This window comes from Burkholderiaceae bacterium DAT-1 (genome assembly GCA_019084025.1).
Taxonomy (GTDB): domain Bacteria; phylum Pseudomonadota; class Gammaproteobacteria; order Burkholderiales; family Chitinimonadaceae; genus DAT-1.
Window position 1 is genome coordinate 515,474 of record JAHRBI010000001.1, and the last position, 23,089, is coordinate 538,562.

Consider the following 23,089-nt stretch of genomic DNA (forward strand, 5'->3'; position numbering starts at 1 on the left):
GTCTTGCATGTTTCGCCCTGTTTTCCCGCTGTCCGCCATCGCCCTGTCAATATGCCTCTTGAGCGTTAGCCCGGATACGACTGCTAAAGCAGCCCCCAGACCAGCTGCACGACCGGACGCCATGGCACAGACGCTGAAAACACAACTGGCAAACGTCGCCCATGACTTTTACGAGCTGCAGATCCGCTTTGATCCCATGCGGGCAACCGATTATGGCGAAAACCGCTATGACGACCAGCTTGGCAAAAATAATGATCCGGCCGAGGTACGCAAGCAATACCAGACATTGCATATCCTGCAGCGAAGGCTTGCAGCTATTAAACGTCATCAGCTAGATGATAAGGACAAGCTGACATGGGATGTTCTGGAATACGAACTCCGCTCGGCGCTTGCGCTGGAACGGTTTCCCGCCTATCTGCTCCCGATCGACCAGATGGGAAGCATTCCGGTCACGCTGGCGAGTTATGGCAGTGGTGAAGACAACCAACCGCTGGATACCCCCAAGCAGTATCGCGCCTACCTGAGTCGTTTGCGCCAACTCCCCCACTGGATAGATCAGTCCATGCTGAATATGCGCCGTGGCATGCGCCAGCACATTGTTCTGCCTAAAGCACTGATACGCTCAACACTCCCGCAGTATCAGAGCCTGCTGGCCAAGTCTGAGAACGACAACCTGTACCTGAAACCCATCCATCGCTTCCCGGCTGACTTTTCTAGCGCGGACAAGCAAGCGTTGAGCAAAGACTTCACACGGACAGTGCAACAGCAGGTTATGCCCGCACTGCGCAGACTGACCACATTTATGGAACAGGAATACCTGCCGGCCTGTCGTGATACAGCGGGCATCAGCAGCCTGCCTGATGGCAAGGAGTGGTATCAGGCTCGCATTTTCACCCAGACAGGATCCAATCTTAAACCGTCTGTTATTCACGAGATCGGGCTCAAAGAAGTAGCGCGCATCCAGTCTGAATTTGCGAAGCTGGCACCCAAGCTCGGGTATGACGGCCCGGCTGCGGGCTTACCCAAGTGGGTACATGAGCAGCCTCGCTACCATCCCTTTACATCCGAAGATCAGGTGATTGCGGAATACAAGCGCATTGCGGCCAACGTGTATAGCAAGCTTCCGCAACTGTTCAATCATCTGCCTGGCACACCGATGGATATCCGCCTCGAGCCAGAAATCAGTCGCAAAACGGCCTCGGATCATTACTCAGGCCCGTCATCTGACGGTACCCGGCCGGGGGTTTTCTGGGCAGTGGTCAATGATCCAGCAACCTACGGGCAAGCTGGCATGACGACATTATTCCTGCATGAAGGCGTCCCCGGTCATCATTTCCACAGCGCGACCATGCTGGAGATCGCGCTGCCCGCATTTCGTAAATTCAGTGGCAACAATGCCTATACCGAAGGCTGGGCGCTGTATGCGGAAACACTCGGCAAAGAAATGGGGCTGTATGACGCCGATCCGCTTGCCTATGAAGGACACCTCACAGACGAATTGCTTCGCGCAGCTCGCTTGGTCGTTGATACCGGCTTGCATGACAAGGGCTGGTCACGCGAACAGGCGATTCAATACTTCCGTGAGACACTTGGCTATGACGAAGCCCGCGCCCGCAATGCTATTGAACGCTATATGGCCTGGCCCGGACAAGCGCTGGGTTACAAGATTGGCTCACTGAAAATCCAGGAGTTGCGTCAGCGTGCGCAAGACAAACTGGGCAGCCATTTCCGGCTGGCAGACTTCCATGATCAGATTTTGGGTGAGGGCACCCTGCCACTCAGCGTACTGGAATCACGGGTCGATCACTGGATTGAGACATCCGGTAGCAATCCTTGAGCATGCAATTTGATCGCGATCAATATGGGGAACCGGCGACAGGCATAACCTGATCTCAACGCCGGAAAGACAAGCAGGTCAACCCGGCAGGTTCCCAACATCGCACAGGATAGACCCATGCATATCGATCATCATCCCCTGATCTCCGAATTCCCGGAACACCGCGACAGCATCCATGTGCTGAAGCAGGACAGCGCCCACTTCGCCCGTCTGGCAGGCGAATACGAGTCGGTCGACAAGGCCATCACCCGCGCCGAAAACGGTGAAGACCGTCTGGGCACCGGCGAACTGGACGGCCTGAAGCACCAGCGCCTGTCGCTGAAGGATCAGCTGTACACCATGCTGCGCGATCACGCTGCCGTTTGATTCGCGAGCTGAGTCAAGCAAAACGCCCTGCTGATGCGGGGCGTTTTCGCTGGCAAGTGCTCAATTCAAAAGCAAACAGGCGGCCAAGCCGCCTGTTTTTTCCTTCACAAGACTGGACGATCTCACCGAGCGGGCTGGCGGTACCGGGTCAAGGAGACATTCGTCCCGATACCGCCACCTTGCGCGCTCGCCATCCTGATCGGATGACAGACGTTCCCCAACCCCTGTCATCTTTAGCATCAAATGATGCGGATGGCGCTCTCCCCAGTGAGACCGTTTCACCCATCCGCCTTAGCGGTAGTAAGCCTTTTCACCGTGCGATGTCACATCCAGACCTTCGCGCTCTTCGTCTTCCGGTACACGCAGACCAATGATCTTGTCGATCACGAAGAAGAGCACAACCGAGACCAGACCGGACCAGACCAGCGTGGTGCCTACAGCCTTGGCCTGAACAATCACTTGATCAACAATGGAGTAGGTTGGCGCAACTGCATTGGCAACATAGTCGTAGATGCCCGTGCCACCCAGTGCCGGATCAGCAAACACACCCGTCATCAGCGCGCCGAAGATACCGCCCACGCCGTGTACACCGAACACGTCCAGTGCATCGTCGGCACCCAGCAGCTTCTTCAGGCCATGCACACCCCACAGGCAGACTGCACCTGCCAGCGCGCCGATCGCCATCGCACCACCGACCCCCACGAACCCACAAGCCGGGGTAATCGCAACCAGACCAGCCACCGCACCGGATGCAGCACCCAGCATGGAGGGCTTGCCCTTCCAGACCCATTCGATAGCGGTCCAGGAGAATGCGGCAATCGCAGTTGCCACCCAGGTGTTTACGAAAGCCAGTGCTGCGGTGCCATTGGCTTCCAGCGCGGAACCAGCATTAAACCCAAACCAGCCAAACCACAGCAGAGACGTACCGATCATTGTCATGGTCAGGCTATGCGGGGTCATCGCTTCGCGGCCGAGGCCAACACGCTTGCCTACAAAATAGGCACCCACCAGACCGGCAATCGCGGCATTGATGTGCACCACGGTACCACCAGCAAAGTCCAGCGCACCCTTTTGGAACAACCAACCAGCCGTCGAATTGGCCAGATCTGCTGCCTTGGCATCGGTATACGCATCCGGACCCGCCCAGAACCACACCATGTGCGCAATCGGCAGATAGGAAATCGTGAACCACAGCACCACAAACACCAGAATCGCGGAAAACTTGGCACGTTCGGCGAAGGCACCGACGATCAAGCCACAAGTGATCGCTGCAAATGCGCCCTGGAACACCACATAAGCAAACTCGCTCACCACCACGCCCTTGGAGAAGGTCGCGGCCACGCTGTCAGGCGTCACGCCCTTCAGGAACAGTTTGCCGAGGTTGCCGATATATGGCGTCGTTGCGGATGCGACTGCATCGCCATTGAAAGCCAGTGAGTAGCCATACACCACCCACAGCACGCTGATCACCGAGAAGATCACGAAGACCTGGATCAGGATGGACAGCATGTTCTTTTCGCGAACCAGACCACCGTAGAACAGGGCCAGACCGGGAATCGACATCAGAATCACGAAAGCTGCGGATACCAGCAACCAGGCATTGTCGCCCTTGTTAGCCACTGGGGCCGGAGCAGCAGGGGCTGCGGGTGTAGCAGCGGGCGCGGCGGCTTCTGCAGCAGGAGCTGCATCGGATGGTTTGGCGGCTTCGACGGGTTTGGCAGCATCGGCTGCAGGCGCCGCAACAGCGGCGACTGGCGCGGCTGCATCAGCGGGCTTTGCGTCTTCCGCGAACGCTGGCATCGCCAGCGCCAGCATCAGCGCGCAGATGGACATTAGTTTTTTCATGTTGGGTTCCCTCGTGCTCAGACTGCTTCGGTGCCGGTTTCGCCCGTACGAATCCGTACGGCCTGTTCCAGATCCCAGACAAAAATCTTGCCATCGCCGATCTTGCCGGTACGTGCAGCGGTTTCGATGGCTTCGATGACACGGTCGATCAGGTCATCAGCCACGGCGATTTCGACCTTTACCTTGGGCAGAAAATCAACCACATACTCGGCACCGCGATACAGCTCGGTGTGTCCCTTTTGACGTCCAAACCCCTTGACCTCGGTCACCGTAATACCTTGCACACCGATAGCCGAGAGCGCTTCGCGGACTTCATCAAGCTTGAACGGCTTGATAATGGCGGTAACGAATTTCATTCGTCGCTCCTTGATTCAAATGAATGTAAAAACTGAAAGACGGTGCGTACCGGCGGTACTCGTGGTACTACGCCTGTTCGGGCGGCTGGCGCGTTGAGCCTGAATGCCCGGCTGACTCATGAGTTAGCAACGAGCGTGCCACCCCGCAATTTCATTCAAAATCAATAAGATGACAAATGCGCGAAGTCTAGATGAAGCTTGAATGCACCATTGCAGTGCATTGTTTGTATATTGGTGCACGGAGGGGGTGCACTCAATGTTTGGATAGCCACCCATTCGCCTCCGCACACCGTACCAGATGCTCAATCAACCTGCGCACGCGAGCAGGCAAAGCCCTGCCATGCGGCCAGACGGCATAGACGGTGCGCCTGCCTGCATCCCAGTCCGGCAATACCACCACCAGCCGGTTCCCCGCGAAACTATCCTTGAGTTGCGTCTGGGGGATATAGAGCAAGCCCTGCCCCGCCTCTGCCAAGGCAATGGCCACCTGCATTTCATTGGCAACGAAGACTGGATGCTCAACGTGTATCTCGGCGTTCTCTCCGGATGGATGCTGAAAGTGCCACGTTCGCAGCGGATCAGCGACAATCAGGCGATGATTCATTAGCTCTGCGGGCGTGGCGGGCGTACCAAATCGTGCCAGATAATCGGGGGATGCAACCAACCGGACAGGCATAGATGCCAGTCTGCGCTGTCCAAATGAGGAGTCTGCCAGCGGTCCCACGCGAATCGCGAGATCTGCTCCCGCATCCAGCACATCTTCGCGATGATTGCTGAGTTGCAGATTCAGGCGGATATCAGGGTACTCAGCCATAAAGCTGGCCCAATACCTTTTAAAGGGTCCATTGGCCAAATTGACGGGCGCAAGCACACATATTTCACCTGCAAGGGCATTCAGATTCCCCTCCAGATCACCTGCCACCTGCTCCAGACGCGTCACCAGATCCCGGCAGGCTTCGTAGTATTGCCTGCCAGCCTGAGTAGGCACCAGTCGACGCGCACTCCGATGTAGCAATTGGGTCTGCAGGCGAACTTCCAGCGCCTGAAGCCTGCGCGTCACGGTCGCGGAGGGTATGTCCAGTTTAACGGCGGCCGCACGTAGGCTGCCTGCATCCACAATATGTACGAATAGCGCCAGATCATCCAGCATGATTTCATTTATGGAATTTGAGATTGATTTGTTCAGTGTATTTCCAATCTAGTCAGATGACTAGACTGGCAGCACTCATTTAACGGAGATCATCATGCCTAGTCCGATCAGCCCCCGTTTACTGTTTTCCGCGCTTATGTCCCTGCAGATGTCGCTGCTGATGACCTGCTGGATCACACTGATCAATCTCGGCTTTTCCGATCAGTTTTTTTCGCGCTGGATGCACGCATTCACGCTGGCCTGGCCCGCAGCCTTTTTTATCGTGCTACTCACGGCACCAGCAGTACAACGACTCACCCAGCGACTGCTCGACGCCGTCCGATCACTCAAAGGAGTACGCGCATGACGCCTGCACGCTTGCCCTACGCGGATCTTGCCCCCGCCATTTTCAGAGGATTGAAACAGGCGAAAACAGCGCTGGCCGAGGGCGTACTGCCGACTTCGCTATTAGAACTTGTGTATCTGCGCGTATCCCAGATGAATGGCTGTGAATTTTGCATGAGGATGCACAGCGAGGCGGCTCGCCGAGCAGGTATATCCCAATCCAAGCTGGATGTACTACCCGGCTGGCAGATTAGCAGCCACTTTGATGCACGAGAGCATGCTGCGCTTGCCTGGTGCGAATCAGTCACTCATCTGGCGGTTATCCATGTACCGGATTGCGATTACCTGCCGCTGCGTGAACTGTTTAGTGATCAGGAAATCGCCGAGCTGACACTGGCCATCGCCACCATGAACGCTCTGAATCGCGTCGCCGTTGCCATGCGTCAATAATTTCGCCCACTCTCAGGCAGCGCCCGCCGCCAGTTTTGCTACACTAGCGGCCTATACCAGATTACTTCAGGGGCGCTGCCATGTTGTCGCACAAATTGCTTGATGAAATGCACCAGAAATTCTCCGAGGCACTGGCTGCCAGCCCGGCCAAGGACATCGAGAAGAACGCCAAGGCCGCGCTGTCTGCCGCCTTGTCCAAGCTTGATTTGGTCACCCGTGAAGAGTTCGACATTCAGTCTGCTGTGCTTGCCAAAACCCGCGAAAAGCTCGCCGATCTGGAAGCGCGTATTGCCAAGCTGGAAGCGGCGGCAACAGCCAAGGCAAGTGATCCGCAGGACGGCATCTGATCTTACGTAAAATTTGAAACGTGAAATGTGAAATGTAGGGGCAGCCAAAGCTGCCCCTTGTTGTTCATGCTGGCTGAGCTTGTCGAAGCCCGCCTACATCAAGATCACATCAAACTGTTCCTGGGTATAAGCCGACTCGACCTGCAGCGAGATCGGTTTGCCGATGAAATCGGCGAGCATGGCCAGATTGGCGGATTCTTCGTCGAGGAACATGTCGATCACGGTCTGCGCGCCGAGGATGCGGTATTCACGCGCATTGAACTGGCGAGCTTCGCGCAGGATTTCGCGCAGAATTTCGTAGCATACCGTCTGCGCGGTCTTGATCTCTCCACGTCCAGTACACACCGGGCATGGCTCGCACAGGATATGCGCCAGGCTCTCGCGGGTGCGCTTGCGGGTAATCTCCACCAGACCGAGGCTGGTAAAGCCGGAGACGGTGATCTTGGTACGATCCTTGTCCAGCGCTTTCTGTAGCTCCTGCATCACCTGATCACGGTGCTCGGCGTTATCCATGTCGATAAAATCGACAATGATGATGCCGCCCAGATTGCGCAAACGCAGTTGCCGCGCGATCACTTGAGTTGCTTCGAGATTGGTCTTGAATATCGTATCGTCGAAGGAGCGCGTGCCGACAAAGCCGCCGGTATTCACGTCGATGGTGGTCATGGCTTCGGTCTGGTCGATGATCAGATAGCCGCCAAACTTCAGATTCACCCGCCGCGCCAGCGCACGTTCGATTTCGGCCTCCACGCCGTGCATTTCGAACAGCGGTCGCTCGCCCTGATAGTGCTCAAGCTTGGGCGCTACCTGATGCACAAACTGGCTGGCAAACTCGACCATCTTCTGGTAAGTCTCGCGCGAGTCGACAATCACTTTTTCCGAATCATCCGTTACCACATCGCGCAGCACCCGCTGAGCCAGACTCAAATCCTGATACAGCAAGGTTTTGGGCGGCAGGGTACGTGACTTTTGCTTGATATCGGCCCAGATCAGATTCAGATATTCGATATCGGCGTGCAATTCGTCATCGGTGGCATGCTCGGCAGAGGTACGGATGATATAACCGCCATGATCGCGCCCTTCGGGCAGCATCTTCATCAGGCGCTCGCGCAGATGCTCGCGGCCTTCGCCTTGTTCGATGCGCTGCGACACCCCGATATGATGTTCCTGAGGCAGATAGACCAGAAAACGGCCGGCAATGCTCACCTGCGTGGACAGGCGCGCACCCTTGGAGCCAATCGGGTCCTTGATTACCTGCACCAGCACGCACTGGCCCTCGAACATCAGTCGTTCGATGCGCTGCGGTTCACCCGGATGCTGGCGTTGCTCGATCACGTCGGCGATATGCAGGAAGGCCGCGCGCTCCAGCCCGATCTCGATAAAGGCAGACTGCATGCCCGGCAGGACACGCTTCACCACCCCGAGATAGATGTCTCCGACAATTCCGCGACTCGCACTGCGCTCGACATGGATCTCCTGGACCACCCCCTCCTCGATCAGCGCCACGCGCGTCTCCTGGGGAGTGATATTGATCAGAATGTGTTCTTTCATGATGCACGGCCGAAATGTTCAGCCGCAACCGGCACAGGGTACCGGCTGGGGTTGGACATCTCACCGACTGGACATTACCACCGCCCGTGCCGCCTGTCAGCCGAAATACGTTGCCCCGCCACGCCGCCGCGTGCCGGGAGGGGGCGGTTAAAGCGTATAGGGAAGCCTCACCCCTGGCTCATCCTGCTTCATGTCTTTGACATTGCGGGTCACCAGTAACCGATGATGCACTTGCGCCGTTGCCCAGATGATGGCATCCGGCAATTTGATCCGCTTGGTCTGCCGAATGTACACAGCTCGCTCTGCTACCGCATCTTCAATCGGCAAGTGAGAGAAGCCCGCCAGAAAGGCCTTGGTGCCTGCGGCGTTCACCTCATTTGTTCCCGCCATGACTTCCATCCAGCTGATGATGCTGATCGCCTTGTCGCTATATAACGCGAGTTCAGCTCGTGCCGCCTCCACCCCATTCAGATAGTCGATCAGGATATTGGTATCAAAGAGTGCGCTTACCATTCGCTACGCGCCTGTTCCTGATAAGCCAAGCCATCTACCGCAGTCGTCTTCCAAAGACCAAACGCACCGGTTTCATCGATTTGATGTGATTCAATATAGGCAGTCAGCGCCTCACGAATGATTTGCGCACGAGGCTGCTTGCGCAATTGCGCAAGCCGGTTCAACGACTCAAGCTGAGGTTCAGTGATATCGACAAGGGTTCGCATGATGTGCACCTGATAACTGATATACACATCATATATCAACTACCCCACCACCCGCATCCCTAATTTCAGCAGCTCTTCCCAGGGCTCACCTTGCGCAACACCTTTGATCATGCGATCGATTTTGGCTGCATGTGCCAGTGCAGCCTTCAACTGGCTGGACTTGAGCCGGTCCAGTGCGCGTGGATAGAGCTTCTGGCGCTCGCCCCATACACGGCTTTCGCGGAACAGATTCTGCAGATTGCCCCCCTGCGCGCGTCCCAACCCGACGCGCAAGAGACCACGGATTTCATCGGCCATGGCCCAGAGGACCAGATTGGCGGCCTCGCCCTCTGCTTCCAGTCCGTGCAGCATGCGAGCGAATCGGGCGGCATCACCAATCAACATGGCTTCGCCCAGACCCCACACATCGTAACGTGCGACATTGGCGACTTCGGCGCGCAGCGCCTCCAGCGTAATTTCGCCTTCGCCATGTAGAAGCGCCAGCTTGTCGATTTCCTGTCGAGCGGCCAGCAGATTACCTTCCACACGCGCCACCAGAAAGTCCATGGCCTCGTGCGACAGCGATTGCTTCTGCCGCCCCAATCGCTCGCTGATCCAGCCCGGCAGCTCATTGCGGGTAATACTGGCACAGGCAATCACGCAGCCTTTTTCCGCGAGCGCAGTAAACCATTTGGATTGCAGTTGCAGTTTTTCCAGTTTGGGCAACTGCACCATCAATACATTTTCGGCAGGCGCGGTTGCAGCGTAAGACTGCATCGCCTCGCCGCCCTCGCCGCCCGGCTTGCCTGTCGGAATCCGCAGCTCGATCAGCTTTTGTTCCGCGAACAGCGACACTTCGTTTGCCGCCATCGCCAGATCGCGCCAGCTGAAACCGGGCTCGACCGTCATCACCTGACGCTCGCTGAAGCCTGACTGTCGTGCCGCATCACGAATGGCTTGCGCCGCTTCCAGCGCCAACAGCGCTTCTTCGCCATGAATGACATAGACGGGGGCTAGCGAGCCTGAAGCCAGATGACGTGCCAAATCGGCCGGACGGATATTCATGAGCGCTTATTTGCTTTCCTGAGTGGAAGGCGCGCCTGAATCTGGCACGGGTAATACCGGAATGTCCGTACGACCGGCACTTGGGCGTACCACCGCAATCCGGCGGGCGATTTGCTGCGCCATATCCGCGCGCATATCTGCAATCAGCCGTTGCTCTTCCGACTCTTTACCCAGCACGGCATTGGCATTGAACGATAAAGTACGGCGCAATTGCAGCGATGTCGGCGAAATCACTTCTTCATCGCCGATTCTCAGGGTATAGCGCGCCTGATACAGCACCAGATACTGCGTCACCTGACCTGACCCATTCACGGTAAACAGCTGCTTCTCGCTATTTTCCTGATCGATAGACAGCACCGCATCCGCGCCCTGCCCCACGTTTTGCAGCTTCAGCTCCTTGCGCAACGCCAGTTGCTGGCGCAGTACTTCGCCCAAGGGACCGGGCGAGGCAATGTACAAACGCTGGAACGCAAATGGCTGGCTATCGCCATACCCGCGCAAATGAAAGCCGCAGCCCGCCAGCATCATGGCTCCAAGAGCCGTACATAGCCATTTTTTCATCGCCATCTTCATTCAAAAATCGGTAAAACGCATAAAGCGGATGCCTGAAACAAAACGGGGTGGCGTTCACCACCCCGCAGGCACTTAGACCACCAGATTGACCAGACGACCCGGCACGACGATCACCTTCTTCGGCTCGGCACCTTCAAGGAACTTCTGCACATTCGGGTTGGCGCGGGCCAGTGCTTCGATCTCGTCCTTGCCAGCGCCGCTCGGCACACTGATTTCACCACGCAGCTTGCCGTTCACCTGCACCATCAGGGTCACTTCGTCCTGCACCAGTGCAGCGGCCAATGGCTCTGGCCAGGCGGCATCGATCAGCTCGCCTGCCATACCCAGCTCGCGCCAGATTTCATTGGCAATATGCGGTGCCACCGGATAGATCGCACGCAGCAGCACACTCAGGCTTTCGCGCAGCAATGCCGCGTTGTCGCCCTTATAGCCTTCCAGCGCGTTCAGCAGCTTCATACAGCCCGACACCACGGTGTTGTACTGCAGACGCTCATAGTCAGCATTGATCTGTTTGAGCGTGCTGTGGACTTCAAAGCGCAATGCCTTGTCATCCTTGCTCAACTCGACCACTTCGCCGGCGGCGCGGATCACATCAGCCCGCTTGAAGGCAAAGGACCACAAGCGGCGCAGATAACGGGAAGCGCCTTCGACGCCACCATCACTCCAGGCGGCACTTTGCTCGGGTGGACCGGCAAACATGGTAAACAGACGGGCCGTATCGGCGCCAAAGCGGCTGATGATGTCCTTCGGTTCCACCACATTGTTCTTGGACTTGGACATCTTCTCAATGCCGCCCATGATTACTGGCTGTCCATCAGACTTAAGGGTGGCTGCAATCGCCCGACCCTTGTCATCAAGCTCAACTTCAACCTCATTCGGGTAATACCAAATTTTCTTCTGTCCGGAAGGATCAGTTGGATCTTTTCGGTAGAACGAGTCGTTCAGCAGCATGCCTTGCGTAAACAGATTCTTGAACGGCTCGCCAAAGCTGACCAGGCCGATGTCGCGCATGGCCTTGGTCCAGAAACGGGCGTACAAGAGATGCAGCACGGCGTGTTCGATCCCGCCGATGTACTGATCCATGGCCATCCAGTATTTGGTGCCTTCGCCCACCATTGCATCCGCATTCTTCGGATCGCAATAGCGCATGAAGTACCAGCTGGAATCCACGAAGGTGTCCATGGTGTCGGTTTCGCGCTTGGCGGGCTTGCCGCACTTGGGGCAATCGACATTCAGGAAGTCTTCGCGATGCTTGAGCGGATTGCCCGAGCCATCGGGGATGCAATCGGTCGGCAAGACTACCGGCAGGTCTTCATACGGCACCGGCACATCGCCACAGCAATCGCAATGGATGATCGGGATCGGCGTACCCCAGTAGCGCTGACGGGAAATGCCCCAGTCGCGCAGACGCCAGGTCGTCTTTTTCTCGCCGATCGACTTACCTGCCAGATCAGCAGCCACGGCATCCACGGCATCCTTGTAGGCCAGACCATCGTATTTGCCGGAATTCACCGTCACGCCACGGGTCTTGTCACCGTACCATTCGGCCCACGCATCGGTGCTGAAGGACTCGCCTTCCACAGCGACAACCTGCTTGATCGCAATGCCGTACTTGTTGGCGAAGGCAAAATCGCGCTCGTCATGTGCCGGCACGCCCATCACGGCACCATCGCCGTAGCTCATCAGCACATAGTTGCCAATCCACACTTCGACCTGTTCGCCAGTCAGCGGATGGGTCACGAACAGGCCGGTGGCCACGCCCTTCTTGTCCTGAGTGGCGATTTCGGCTTCTGTGGTACCGCCCAGCTTGCATTCTTCGATAAATGCAGTCAGGGCGGGATTCAGTTCGGCGGCGCGCACAGCCAGCGGGTGCTCGGCAGCCACGGCGCAGAAGGTCACGCCCATGATGGTGTCGGCACGTGTGGTGAACACCCACAGCTGGCCGTCGTTGATCAGGCTGCCATCAGCGGCCTTGATCTCGTGGGCAAAAGCAAAACGCACACCTTCGCTCTTGCCGATCCAGTTGCGCTGCATCGCGCGCACCATGTCCGGCCAGCCTTCCAGCGTGTCGATATCGTTCAGCAACTCGTCGGCGTACTGGGTGATGCCGAAGTAGTAGCCCGGAATCTCGCGCTTTTCGACGAGCGCACCCGAGCGCCAGCCACGGCCATCCACCACCTGCTCATTGGCCAGCACGGTCTGGTCGATCGGGTCCCAGTTCACGATCTGGGTTTTCTTGTAGGCCACGCCCTTTTCCAGCATCTTCAGGAAGAACCACTGGTTCCACTTGTAGTAATCCGGATCGCAGGTGGCGATTTCGCGCGACCAGTCGAATGCCAGACCCAGCGGCTTCATCTGCGACTTCATGTCTTCGATGTTGGCGTAAGTCCATTCGGCAGGCGACTTGTTGTAGGCGATCGCAGCATTCTCCGCAGGCAGACCGAAAGCATCCCAGCCCATCGGCATCAGGACGTTGTAGCCTTTCATGCGCAGATGGCGCGCCAGCATGTCGTTGATGGTGTAGTTACGCACGTGGCCCATATGCAGCTTGCCGGACGGATACGGCAGCATCGAGCAGGCGTAATACTTGGGCTTCTGATTGTCTTCAACAACGGTGTAAGCGTTGCGTGCATCCCAGTGCTGCTGGGCCGACGCTTCGACTTCGGCTGGGCGATAGTGCTCTTGCATGATCTCAAAATCCTGAATGGAGGCGCAAATACGGGCCGGAACGCGCCGCAAAGGGTTGATTATAACCGAGTCCGGCGCTGCGTCATGATTGCCATTTGCGTGCTTTGGTATCAGGATTCGCCCCATTGCCACACTTTCCAAAGCACGGACGGTTTCCGACCAAGCAAAGCTGCGAAAACTAATACAATTTGACGCAACGCGACTCAGCCCCCCTTGGGGCCGCGCCAGCTCATCACACAGCACAAGAAAGCATCCCTACCCATGCACATCAACAAACTCACCTTGCGCATCATCCTCGCCATGATTCTCGGCGTGGTGGTGGGCTATCTATGCAACCGCTTCTCGCCCACACCGGAAGTGGCCAAGCAGATCGCCGATTACATGCACATCCTCACCGATATCTTCCTGCGCCTGATCAAGATGATTATTGCGCCGCTGGTGTTTGCCACGCTGGTGTCCGGTCTGGCGCGCATGGGCGATGCCGAAACCATCAGCCGGATTGGCCTGAAGGCTTTGCTGTGGTTTCTCAGTGCGTCGTTCATTTCGCTGCTGCTGGGTCTCTTCTGGGCCAACCTGCTGCAACCGGGCGCCGAGCTCAATATTCCGCTGCCCGACACCAGTGCCCACACCGAACTGAAAACAGCCGCACTCAATCTCAAGGATTTCATCACACACGTCTTCCCCAAGAGCATCGTCGAAGCCATGGCAGGCAATGAGATCCTGCAAATTCTGGTGTTCGCGACGTTCTTTGGTGTGGCCTTGAGCAAAATCCACAACGAAACAGCCCTGACGCTCGTGCACATCATGGATGAACTCACCCATGTGATGCTGAAAGTGACCGACTACGTGATGCGCTTTGCGCCAGCAGGCGTATTTGCGGCGGTGGCATCGGCGATCGCAGTGCAGGGTCTTGGCATCCTGACCGTATTCGGAAAATACATGGCCAGCTTCTATCTGGCACTGAGTTCGCTGTGGATTATCCTGATTGCGGCGGGCTTTCTGGTACTGGGCAAGTCGGTTTTCAGTCTGCTGCTGGCCATTCGCAGCCCGATGCTGCTGGGTTTTTCCACCGCATCCAGCGAATCGGCCTACCCCAAGCTGATGGAGCAACTGGGCGCCTTCGGCATCAAGCAGCGTCTCACCGGCTTTGTTTTGCCACTGGGCTATTCGTTTAATCTCGATGGCTCGATGATGTACACCACCTTCGCTGCCCTCTTTGTGGCGCAGGCATATCACATCGACCTGAGCCTCGGCCAGCAGATCGCCATGCTGCTGGTACTGATGGTGTCGAGCAAAGGCATCGCCGGTGTGCCGCGCGCCTCGCTGGTCGTGGTCGCCGCCGTGCTGCCGATGTTTGGTCTGCCGGAAGCGGGCTTGCTGCTGGTGATGGGCATCGACCACTTCCTCGACATGGGCCGCACTGTCACCAACGTGCTCGGCAATTCAATTGCGACAGCGGTGATTGCCAAATGGGAGGACGGGATTGGTGATCCGGTGGAAACCGAGCCGGAGGATGAGGATGCAGAGCCGGATGTGCCGGCGATTTGAGTGAGTCAAACCTTGAGCAGATCCTTTGCATGATTGCCTTGCAGGATTTGCTCAATCTTTCAATTGCATCGGATAAGACCCAACCTTAACAAGAGTAAGGACGCATATAGATTTCGATATACATCGAGTCTCATTTTAGAAATTTCAATTCACAAATTAGCCGAACAAACTGATCCGTATCCTGATCCACATACTTGGAACGACAAAACGCCTCCGCCTGATTCGCCATAAACCAGTCGTCATGTGCGGTCCATTCGGGATCAAGGATTGATACCGGAAGATTGTGAATCAGTTCAGACAGCTCGCGACAGTATGCGCGTCGGCGATAGTAGGTCCATAGATTCCATGTGAACGCATTGCGTAACATGGGCAGCGCCAGCCGCAGGATGTCGCGGTAGATTTCCTGCTTGCGGCTCATTCTAAACCTCAGGTAAATTAAAAAGTAATTTCGGAGGGATCATATATGCACAAATGGAGCAAAGCAACACTCCTCATACTAACAATCTCATTTGGAGTATTTATTTGGCTTCCATACAAGCAAGAATATGGCCCAAGCAATAAATCAGCATCTACAACCGAATCTAAAATTAAGCACTCACAAGGCATATTTGGGACAGCCACCCAGACTCCCAACACAAAAGCAAGTCCATATCAAGTCGCGGATGCGTATCGCAACCTTGGACTTTCAAATCGCACAGCTTTTGTTCGAGAAGCGCTCAAGCACCCCGAAATCGGCGGCATATACTATGCATCAATTGCATCCTCATTTTGCGAGCCACGCCCAAAATCAGAAGCGGAATACATTACCCACCTGAATCAATTTTCCGCAAGAAAAGGCGCCTCCTCTCAAGTTCAAATTGACGCTACCAATAAGCTAGCGAGGATGTGCGCGGGAGCCGGAGAAGTGTATTTCCATGCACGAAAAGATCCCTCGCTCTCAGAAAAAGACCCTTATGTAAATATCGAAAATTCGATTAGTGAAATTACAGCAAACGAGAAAGATCGGCTCATTGCAAAAGAAAAGATCCGGGCACTTTTTACTAAAAACATTGACGACCCTGTTTTACTGATCAGCCTTTCGAATAATTTTCTGCTTTCGGGAGAAAACTACAAGCAGGGCGGCGCTTATTATGCTGCTTCAATGCAGGCAATCTGCATGATGGGCGGAGAATGCTCCCCGAGGGCATCCCCTCAGATACTTCAGATGTGCGCATTGTCTCCCGAATCAGATTGCCACATTCCGGACACATGGGATCAATGGGGATATGTTTTCTCTGGCAATCAAGGCGACATCCACACTACTACTAGCACTGCCAATCAAATCGTAGCGTGTGCCAGAAAAGCCGATATTGATTGCTTCTACACCGTTCAGAAGCAGTTTGAGTGAAGCAAAATAGGGGTGCCACTCAAGCGTGAACAGCCATTCCCGCGTCCACAGCGTTTACATTTGTAAGCAGAGGCCACGGCCGGGCTTTGATTGATCCCACGCTATAGCGACGATGCCGCGTGCACAGCATTGCACCTCAACCACCATGCATATACAATAAATCAACATAAAAATTGCATATGCACGATTGGAGCACATCATGTCTGCGTTGCAAAAACCCGTCGCCCAGCCAGAAGTGGTACTCACCAAGGCCCTGCTGAATACTGCGAAGAAGCTCGATCTGAATCAGGCACAACTGAGCCGTATTCTCGGCGTGGACCCATCCACCGTGTCGCGCATGGCGCGGGGCGCTTCTACGCTGCGCAGTACCGGCAAGGAATGGGATGCCGCTACCACGCTGATTCGCATTTACCGCTCGCTGGGCGGTTTGCTGGATGGCAATGAATCGCTGATGCTGGGCTGGTTTCAGAGCCTGAACCATGATTTCGGCAAATCGCCTTGCGAGGCCGTGCTGGAAAGTGCGGGCGGGATTTATCGGGTATGTGATTATCTGGATTCGCTGCGTGGTCGCTTTTAATCTTCATCTTACCCGCCACCGCCTCTGGCGCGTGTGCGAGGGTCAAACCAAAAACTATGTGGCACCGCTGGTGGAAACCGTGGACGAGCTGGATGTGCTCGAATCCATTCTGGAATCATCCAAGCCGCCGTATTGCGCCGAAGATCCGCGTCATTTTCTGCTGTCCACGCCGTTTCGCTATGCCGAGCGCACGCCGGGCGGCTCTCGCTTTATTGCACATGGCGCAACGGGGGCGATGTATGCGGGAGAAGTGCCGGAGGTCTGTTTCCGCGAAGCCGGGCACTGGGCCTATCACCGCTTTGTGCGCCAGTCAGAAGGGCTCAGTTCGCAGACGTTCAGCCTGCGCAGGACACTGTTTTCTTTTGATGTGAGTGGCGCAGCAATTGATCTGTTTGCGCCGCCCTTTGATGTGGATGCTGCAGCATGGCTGTCGCCGGACAATTATGTGCCCTGTCAGCGCATGGGATCGGCAGCGCGACAGGCCGGGATCGACCTGATCCGCTATCGCTCGGTGCGCGATCCGGATCACCGCGCCGCCATGGTGGTATTGGCAGACAGGCCGATTGTGTCCAATGCACCGGCATCACAGGAAGACTTCGATCTGTTCATCGGCAAATCGCAAGTAGCCTGGCGGGGACTGCAATCGCGGGATCAATACACCATTGCAATTTGATCCCGACTCCGGATATCGGGCTCGAAAGACTACAGCGAAGCATCTGGCTGCCATGCCCCAAGTGCTAGCTGAAGCTGACTATAGGCCTGAATCGCGTCGGCATGCGCGATCACTGCGCTACGGCGCGCCCGCTGATGCGCTGCCGCCCATTCAAGCGCACTGGCACGCGGATCCAGACTCGCACCCACCCTCGCCTTTGCACGCATGGCAACATCCTGCGTCAGTTTTTCGGCACGTTGCGCCTGAGCCAGCACTGTCAGTGCAGCGGTCCATTGTCGCAGCGCCCCTTCACTCTCCTGCAGCGCCTGAAGCACAGTCCGCTCGAATCCATGCCATGCAGCCTCCTGCCCTGCTTGAGCAGCCGCAACACGTGCCCGATGCCGGCCGGCATCCAGCCAGTCCCAGCTCAAGGATGGTCCGGCGGCATAGCTGAATGCGGCACTGTTACCCAGACTACCGAATGGCGCCCCCAGTCCGGCATTCAGATTGAGACTCAGCCGGGGCAAGTGCGCGCGGTCCGCCAGAACTGTCTCCCCGATGGCTGCACGCAAATTTGCATCCGCACGTAGCACATCCGGTCGGCGTGCGAGCAAGTCCGAGGGTCTGACCAGTCCATCCTGCGCAGGCAGGGTGAGGGTGATAGCATCCGATGAGGCGAGTGAGCCAGCCCATGCACCCCGCTCCGCAGGCGAGCGGCCGGTCAGGACTGCCAGTGCATCCAAATGCCGTTCCAGCATTGCCCGAGCCTGCGCCTGCTCGGAAACAGCCCTGGCCTCATCACCCTGCGCCGCCAGAAGCACTGCGCGGTCGATCAGTCCTGCATCCACCCTCGCGGTCAGATGCCGGCTCCGCTCGGACAATACGGTGACTTCTTCCACCAGACTTTGCACAATCTGCTGTTGCTGGCGCAGGCCAGCGTATTGCCGGACCACCTCCATCTGGATCAGCGCGACAGCCGCATGCCAGTCAGCATGAGCGGCATCGGCTCGCCGGGCAGCTACGCCTGAGGCTGTTCCTATCCGTCCAAACAGATCGATTTCCCATGACAGTCCCTGGCCGAGCTGCATGACATTCCGTTCCGGCGCTCGGGGTAACCCTTCATTAAACGGATCGACATCGAGCATCGAAGGACGCTGCTTCTGCACCTGCCCCTCTAGACGTCCCTGCGGCCGCGCGTCGCGCTGCGCAGCATCTGCAAGTGCTCTGGCACTGCGTACACCCGCCAGTGCTGCCACAATGTCGTGATTGTTGGCCATAGCATCCTGTACCAGCGTATCGAGCACCGGATCGTTCAGCGCACGCCACCATTGCCGTGCGGGCACCCCGGAGGCCATACCTGCGTCAATTGCCGCAGGACTGACAGGTTGATTCGCAGACAGATGCGTCAGCTGACTGGGCGCATGTACAGACGCGCAACCGCTCACAAGAATGGCCACCGAACAGGCGGTCAGGATAGGGTACCGAAACATGCCGTTTTCCTTGGTTTTATGCTTCCGGGACGTTCACACGATAGACAGTCGCGTATAGCGCCGGTATCAGACCCAGTGTGATCAGCGTGCCCAGTGCCAATCCGCCAATCATCACCACGGCCAGACTGGTCCAGACCACGCCGCCAAACAGCCAGAGCGGAACCAATCCCAGAATACAGACCAGTTTGGTCATGACGATAGGACGAAGTCGTTTGGCACCTGCATCTTCAATCGCATCGACAGGTGACAGGCCGGCACGGCGACCATCCTCGATAGCATCGAGCAGTAGAACCGCGTTATTGACGATAATCCCTGCCAGTGCCAGCAGCCCGAGTGTCCCCACAAAGGTCAGCGTGGTTCCGGTGGCCTTCAGCGCCAGCGCGGCACCAATAGAGACAAAGGGAATACTGGCCAGCACAATCAGGCTCTTGCGCATGCTTTCAAACTGCCAGACAAAGAGCAGGAACATGGCAATGACGCACGCTGGCAGGAGCTTGAGAATGGCATCGTTGGCACTGGCGTTTTCTTCGATCTCGCCACCTAGCGCAATACTCACGTCGCCGGCAGCGTGCGCCTGATCCAGAACAGGTTTCACAGCGTCAGCAATTGCCTGAGCGGTCATACCGGGATGCTTGGCCAGCAGGGTGACTGCACGCGTCTGGTTATAGCGCTGGATGACCGAATGCTGTGGCAGCAGTTTGAGTGTGGCCACCTGCCCCAGTAGTGCCGATCCGCCTCCGTCTGCACGGGAAACTGGCAACGCAGCCAATTGCGCGATATTTGACCGAAGCGCGCGATCCCCTCTCAGGATCACAGGCAGGACGGTATTGCCTTCTCGATATTGCGTGACCGGCGCGCCTGCCAGCATCAAATCCAGACTGCGCGCAATGTCGGCACTGCTGACGCCTGCGGCATGCGCCCGAGCCTGATCCACCTGTACATCCACTTCCAGAATTTCGCGTTCTGCATCATTGGACACCAGCTCCATACCCGGTATGGCCTGCAACGCCTTCTGCAATGCATCAGCCATATCATGATGGCGATTGCCATCACTGCTGGACAGGCGGAACACCGCTGTCCCACTATCGGATGAGCCCATCGAGAATCGCTTCGGTTCAAAGCGGATATCCGGAAATCGCAGAGCCAGTGCCGTTCTGAGATGCTGGATTGCCGCAGCATGCGTAACGCCCGGCGCTAGACTGATCACCGCATACGCACGATGCGCCGCAGGGGTTGGCGGATTCAGTGCCAGAATAAACCGTGGACCACCATCGCCCATATATATGGCATGACTGGCAACGTCCGGAAACGCTTTGCGATCGGCCAGTGCCTGACTGATTCGTCCTGTCATGGCCAGGGTGTGCGAGGTGCTGGCATCCGGTGCAAGCTCGATACTCATCTGCAACTGGCGTCGTTCGGATGCAGGCATCAGCTCGGAGGGCACCGTACTGAACACCCCGCCCGCTGTGATGAGCAGTACCAGCATGACGCCGATATACATTCCCTTGTGACGCAAAACCCAGCGTACTTTCCCGCGATACCATCCCGTGAGCGATTCAACCGCTCTGGCCACCCGACTTAACTCTGCATGATGATGCGCAAACCGCTGGCACAGCAGCGGCGTAAACGTCACGGCCAGCAGCAGGGATAACAACAAGGCAATGGCCATGACAATGCCCATGCTGCGCAGGTACTCGCCCGTTTCCGTATGCGAAAGCACCAGCGGCATGAAGGTCAGGATAATGGCCAGCGATGACACCAGCAGCGGGACAAACATGGTTCGACCGGCCTCGGCAGCGGCCTGCTCTCGTGACTCGCCCAGCGCAAGCCGCCGCTCCATGTCTTCTGCCACCACAATGGCATTGTCTACAAATAAGCCAAGCGCGATGATGATGGCACCAATCGAGATGATATGCAGATCGATATCCAGCAGCTTCATGATGGCCAGCGTACCCAGTACTGTGGTTGGCACAATGGCACCGACAATCAATCCTGTACGCAGCCCCAGAAACAGCACCACAACACCCATGACGATAATCGTGGTCTCAAGGAACACCTGCCCGACCTGTTTGAGCTGCTTGGTGACGATCTGAGCCTGATCGGTAATCGGCACCAGGGTCATGCCAGCCGGGAGTCGTGCCTCGAGCGTTTGCAAGCGCTCGCGCAGCTGTCCGGCAAAGCTGGTCACATTTAATCCGGGATCCATCGAGACCGCGATGACGGCCGCGGGCTGTCCATTCACAAAGGCGGCCGTCAGCGGCGGGTCTTGTGTCACCCGCTCGATGCGCGCGATCTGTCCCAGTAATACCGTCCCGCCCGATGGCAGGGCAATCGGCGTACGCTTCAGGGCTTCATACCGGTCGACATCGCCACTTACCTTGAGGGCGATCTCCGTGCCGTCCAGTTCGACAAACCCTGCAGCAGCAATCACATTGCGCCTGGATACCGCCTGAGCCACCACGGCCGGGCTCAGTCCTTTTGCTGCCAGTGCAGGCATGTTCAGGACAATCTGCACTTGCTCATCGCGTATACCGTGCAGGGAAACACGCTCGACGCCCGATAGGTTCAGCAGCTCATCTCTCAGGCGTCGAGCCTGCTCCCGAAGTTCTCCGGCGGTATACCCGGGTCCGGTTAAGCCGACGGTCAGCACGGCCACCCGTCCAAACTCATCATCCACCAACGGCCCCTGTGTCCCGTCAGGCAAGCTGGGACGCAAATCATTCATTCGTGCGCGCAGGCGCTGCCAGACATCCGGCAATCGCCCGGGCGTCACGCCGGGATCAAGCTCGACATAGGTAAACGCAAATCCGGGGCGCACGGAGGTTTTGACGCGCTTGACTTCAGGCAGGCCAAGGATGGCCTCTTCAGTCGGGCGTGCCACCAGCTGCTCTACCCGTTCAACATTTGCGCCGGGCAAAAAGCTCAGCACAGTGGCGGTCCGTACGGTGACGGGGGGCTCTTCGGTCGACGGAAAATCCAGCGCCATCCACAGCCCCGCCAGAATCAGCGCCAGCACTGCCAGAAAGGTAAATCGCGGACGCGCCAGCGCATGCAGGGCAATATTGCTCATGGCTGCTCCCTGCCTTGCGCCGATGTGTACATCAGAGGTTGCACCAGACTGCCGGGGCGGATCGCAGCCGCCCCCGCCACCACGACACGCTCACCTGCGGCAAGCCCCTGCAGCACCTCGATTGAATCGCCGCGAATCTCGCCCAGCTTGACGGGCACGGACGCTACTTTACGGCTCTCACCTGCCAATCTCAGCACACGCCCTGTGCCCGGTGTCACGTCAAACATCACCGCACGCAACGGAACCTGTGCATTCCCCTGCTGCGCAATCGCACTTCTGATGCTAACTGTCCACGTTGCACCCACTGTGGCAGTCTCCGGAACCGCCAGAAACACCCGACGGCTACCACCTGCCTCGAGTCGGGGGCTGATCCGCAGCAACTTGCCGGGCATGTCCATTCCTTCCCCCGTCAAATGGACAGACTGTCTGGGTGTCAGCACCATATTGGCAGGTACCAGCACAGAGAGTTCACGTGCATCACCATCAATCAGCATTACCGCGGCGCCGGGACCCACGGCATGACCGGGCTCGATCAGACGACCTGCAACTCTACCCGCGGCCGGCGCGCGCAGTGTCGATTGCTCAAGCGTCCATGTGGCCAATTGCTTCTGAGACCTTGCTGTCAGCACAGCCGCCTCAGCCGCCGCCACTTCGGCCGATACCGCTTCCATTTCCCCTGCGGAAATCGCATCTCCCACTTGCACACGGCGCATACGCTCAAGTCGCTGACGGCTTTCCTGCAATTTTGCTTCGGCGCCCGCCAGTGAGCCCTGCGCTGCACCCAGCTGCGCCTGAACAGGTTGCAGATCCATGATTGCGAGCGCCTGCCCGGCCTGCACGGTATCACCCACGTCGACCATCACCTCGGTCACCCGGCCAGAAACCGGAAAGGCTAGTTCAGTGCGCCGCGCCGCACGTACCTCCCCCACAAATTGCAGCGCTTCAGCATCTCCCGCACGCACCTCGGCGACAAATGCAGGTACGCCCTTGTCGGGCGCGACTGTAGCGTCAGGTGCCGAACATCCGGCAAGACCGGCCAGAAGGATAAGCGGGGCAGCCAACAGGCGAGTTTGAAAGGAATGAAACAGCTGTGTCATGCATCTCTCCCGCATTGC

23 protein-coding genes are annotated in these 23,089 nt (G+C 57.2%); 10 read left to right on the plus strand and 13 right to left on the minus strand.

The window, feature by feature from the left end; genetic code table 11:
- Positions 1-7 precede the first annotated feature (7 nt).
- Positions 8-1,837 carry a DUF885 domain-containing protein gene (locus KSF73_02385; GenBank protein MBV1774556.1) on the plus strand — a complete coding sequence of 610 codons (1,830 nt, stop codon included), beginning with the start codon at positions 8-10 and terminating at the stop codon, positions 1,835-1,837.
- 117 nt (positions 1,838-1,954) lie between these two features.
- Positions 1,955-2,203, plus strand: a complete 249-nt coding sequence (locus KSF73_02390; protein ID MBV1774557.1) for a YdcH family protein — start codon at positions 1,955-1,957, stop codon at positions 2,201-2,203.
- A gap of 291 nt (positions 2,204-2,494) precedes the next feature.
- Here the strand turns inward: KSF73_02390 and KSF73_02395 are convergent, their stop codons facing one another.
- The 3 genes from KSF73_02395 to KSF73_02405 all read right to left on the minus strand — a co-directional run bounded on the left by KSF73_02395 (position 2,495) and on the right by KSF73_02405 (position 5,554).
- The gene (locus KSF73_02395) at positions 2,495-4,048 is read right to left on the minus strand and encodes an ammonium transporter (protein ID MBV1774558.1); all 1,554 of its coding nucleotides are present in this window, start codon (positions 4,046-4,048) and stop codon (positions 2,495-2,497) included.
- 17 nt (positions 4,049-4,065) lie between these two features.
- Positions 4,066-4,404 carry a P-II family nitrogen regulator gene (gene glnK, locus KSF73_02400; protein MBV1774559.1) on the minus strand — a complete coding sequence of 113 codons (339 nt, stop codon included), beginning with the start codon at positions 4,402-4,404 and terminating at the stop codon, positions 4,066-4,068.
- Positions 4,405-4,657: 253 nt separating this feature from the next.
- The gene (locus KSF73_02405) at positions 4,658-5,554 is read right to left on the minus strand and encodes a LysR family transcriptional regulator (protein ID MBV1774560.1); all 897 of its coding nucleotides are present in this window, start codon (positions 5,552-5,554) and stop codon (positions 4,658-4,660) included.
- A 94-nt stretch (positions 5,555-5,648) separates the two neighbouring features.
- On the opposite strand from KSF73_02405, the gene KSF73_02410 reads away from it, so the two are divergent.
- From KSF73_02410 to KSF73_02420, 3 genes are all read left to right on the plus strand, one after another.
- Entirely contained in the window at positions 5,649-5,900 is a 252-nt protein-coding gene (locus KSF73_02410) for a DUF2798 domain-containing protein (protein ID MBV1774561.1), read from the plus strand.
- The gene (locus KSF73_02415) at positions 5,897-6,328 is read left to right on the plus strand and encodes a carboxymuconolactone decarboxylase family protein (protein MBV1774562.1); all 432 of its coding nucleotides are present in this window, start codon (positions 5,897-5,899) and stop codon (positions 6,326-6,328) included. Before KSF73_02410 ends, KSF73_02415 begins: the two co-directional genes overlap by 4 nt.
- An 80-nt stretch (positions 6,329-6,408) precedes the next feature.
- Positions 6,409-6,675, plus strand: a complete 267-nt coding sequence (locus tag KSF73_02420; GenBank protein MBV1774563.1) for an accessory factor UbiK family protein — start codon at positions 6,409-6,411, stop codon at positions 6,673-6,675.
- A gap of 93 nt (positions 6,676-6,768) precedes the next feature.
- Here the strand turns inward: KSF73_02420 and rng are convergent, their stop codons facing one another.
- Positions 6,769-8,226 carry a ribonuclease G gene (gene rng, locus KSF73_02425; protein MBV1774564.1) on the minus strand — a complete coding sequence of 486 codons (1,458 nt, stop codon included), beginning with the start codon at positions 8,224-8,226 and terminating at the stop codon, positions 6,769-6,771.
- Between rng and KSF73_02430 the strand changes: the two genes are divergently transcribed.
- Positions 8,225-8,377 carry a hypothetical protein gene (locus KSF73_02430; GenBank protein MBV1774565.1) on the plus strand — a complete coding sequence of 51 codons (153 nt, stop codon included), beginning with the start codon at positions 8,225-8,227 and terminating at the stop codon, positions 8,375-8,377. The two genes, rng and KSF73_02430, sit on opposite strands and share 2 nt — an antisense overlap.
- Here KSF73_02430 and KSF73_02435 read toward each other — a convergent pair.
- The 5 genes from KSF73_02435 to leuS form a co-directional block, all read right to left on the minus strand.
- On the minus strand, positions 8,374-8,739 hold the full coding sequence (locus KSF73_02435) for a type II toxin-antitoxin system VapC family toxin (protein ID MBV1774566.1): 366 nt from the start codon (positions 8,737-8,739) through the stop codon (positions 8,374-8,376). The two genes, KSF73_02430 and KSF73_02435, sit on opposite strands and share 4 nt — an antisense overlap.
- Entirely contained in the window at positions 8,733-8,948 is a 216-nt protein-coding gene (locus KSF73_02440; GenBank protein ID MBV1774567.1) for a ribbon-helix-helix domain-containing protein, read from the minus strand. Before KSF73_02440 ends, KSF73_02435 begins: the two co-directional genes overlap by 7 nt.
- 36 nt (positions 8,949-8,984) lie before the next feature.
- The gene (gene holA / locus KSF73_02445; protein MBV1774568.1) at positions 8,985-9,989 is read right to left on the minus strand and encodes a DNA polymerase III subunit delta; all 1,005 of its coding nucleotides are present in this window, start codon (positions 9,987-9,989) and stop codon (positions 8,985-8,987) included.
- Between the two features lie 6 nt (positions 9,990-9,995).
- Positions 9,996-10,556, minus strand: a complete 561-nt coding sequence (locus KSF73_02450) for a hypothetical protein (protein ID MBV1774569.1) — start codon at positions 10,554-10,556, stop codon at positions 9,996-9,998.
- 78 nt (positions 10,557-10,634) lie between these two features.
- The gene (leuS, locus tag KSF73_02455) at positions 10,635-13,250 is read right to left on the minus strand and encodes a leucine--tRNA ligase (protein ID MBV1774570.1); all 2,616 of its coding nucleotides are present in this window, start codon (positions 13,248-13,250) and stop codon (positions 10,635-10,637) included.
- 261 nt (positions 13,251-13,511) lie between these two features.
- On the opposite strand from leuS, the gene KSF73_02460 reads away from it, so the two are divergent.
- On the plus strand, positions 13,512-14,798 hold the full coding sequence (locus tag KSF73_02460) for a dicarboxylate/amino acid:cation symporter (GenBank protein MBV1774571.1): 1,287 nt from the start codon (positions 13,512-13,514) through the stop codon (positions 14,796-14,798).
- A gap of 130 nt (positions 14,799-14,928) precedes the next feature.
- Here KSF73_02460 and KSF73_02465 read toward each other — a convergent pair whose 3' ends face one another.
- Positions 14,929-15,216, minus strand: a complete 288-nt coding sequence (locus tag KSF73_02465) for a hypothetical protein (protein MBV1774572.1) — start codon at positions 15,214-15,216, stop codon at positions 14,929-14,931.
- Positions 15,217-15,261: 45 nt separating this feature from the next.
- Here KSF73_02465 and KSF73_02470 point away from each other — a divergent pair, with 45 nt between their 5' ends.
- From KSF73_02470 to KSF73_02480, 3 genes are all read left to right on the plus strand, one after another.
- Positions 15,262-16,185 carry a hypothetical protein gene (locus tag KSF73_02470; protein ID MBV1774573.1) on the plus strand — a complete coding sequence of 308 codons (924 nt, stop codon included), beginning with the start codon at positions 15,262-15,264 and terminating at the stop codon, positions 16,183-16,185.
- 199 nt (positions 16,186-16,384) lie between these two features.
- Complete coding sequence (locus KSF73_02475; GenBank protein ID MBV1774574.1) at positions 16,385-16,762, plus strand: DUF2384 domain-containing protein; 378 nt, start codon at positions 16,385-16,387, stop codon at positions 16,760-16,762.
- Entirely contained in the window at positions 16,728-17,435 is a 708-nt protein-coding gene (locus KSF73_02480; GenBank protein ID MBV1774575.1) for an RES family NAD+ phosphorylase, read from the plus strand. The genes KSF73_02475 and KSF73_02480 overlap by 35 nt, the downstream gene beginning before the upstream one ends.
- A gap of 29 nt (positions 17,436-17,464) precedes the next feature.
- Here the strand turns inward: KSF73_02480 and KSF73_02485 are convergent, their stop codons facing one another.
- The 3 genes from KSF73_02485 to KSF73_02495 are packed head-to-tail and all read right to left on the minus strand — an operon-like array spanning position 17,465 to position 23,071.
- Positions 17,465-18,904: a TolC family protein gene (locus KSF73_02485; protein ID MBV1774576.1), complete on the minus strand. Its 1,440-nt coding sequence runs from the start codon at positions 18,902-18,904 to the stop codon at positions 17,465-17,467.
- A 16-nt stretch (positions 18,905-18,920) separates the two neighbouring features.
- Positions 18,921-21,974, minus strand: coding sequence for an efflux RND transporter permease subunit (locus KSF73_02490; GenBank protein ID MBV1774577.1), 3,054 nt, complete (start codon positions 21,972-21,974; stop codon positions 18,921-18,923).
- The gene (locus tag KSF73_02495) at positions 21,971-23,071 is read right to left on the minus strand and encodes an efflux RND transporter periplasmic adaptor subunit (GenBank protein MBV1774578.1); all 1,101 of its coding nucleotides are present in this window, start codon (positions 23,069-23,071) and stop codon (positions 21,971-21,973) included. The genes KSF73_02490 and KSF73_02495 overlap by 4 nt, the downstream gene beginning before the upstream one ends.
- Between the last annotated feature and the right edge of the window lie 18 nt (positions 23,072-23,089).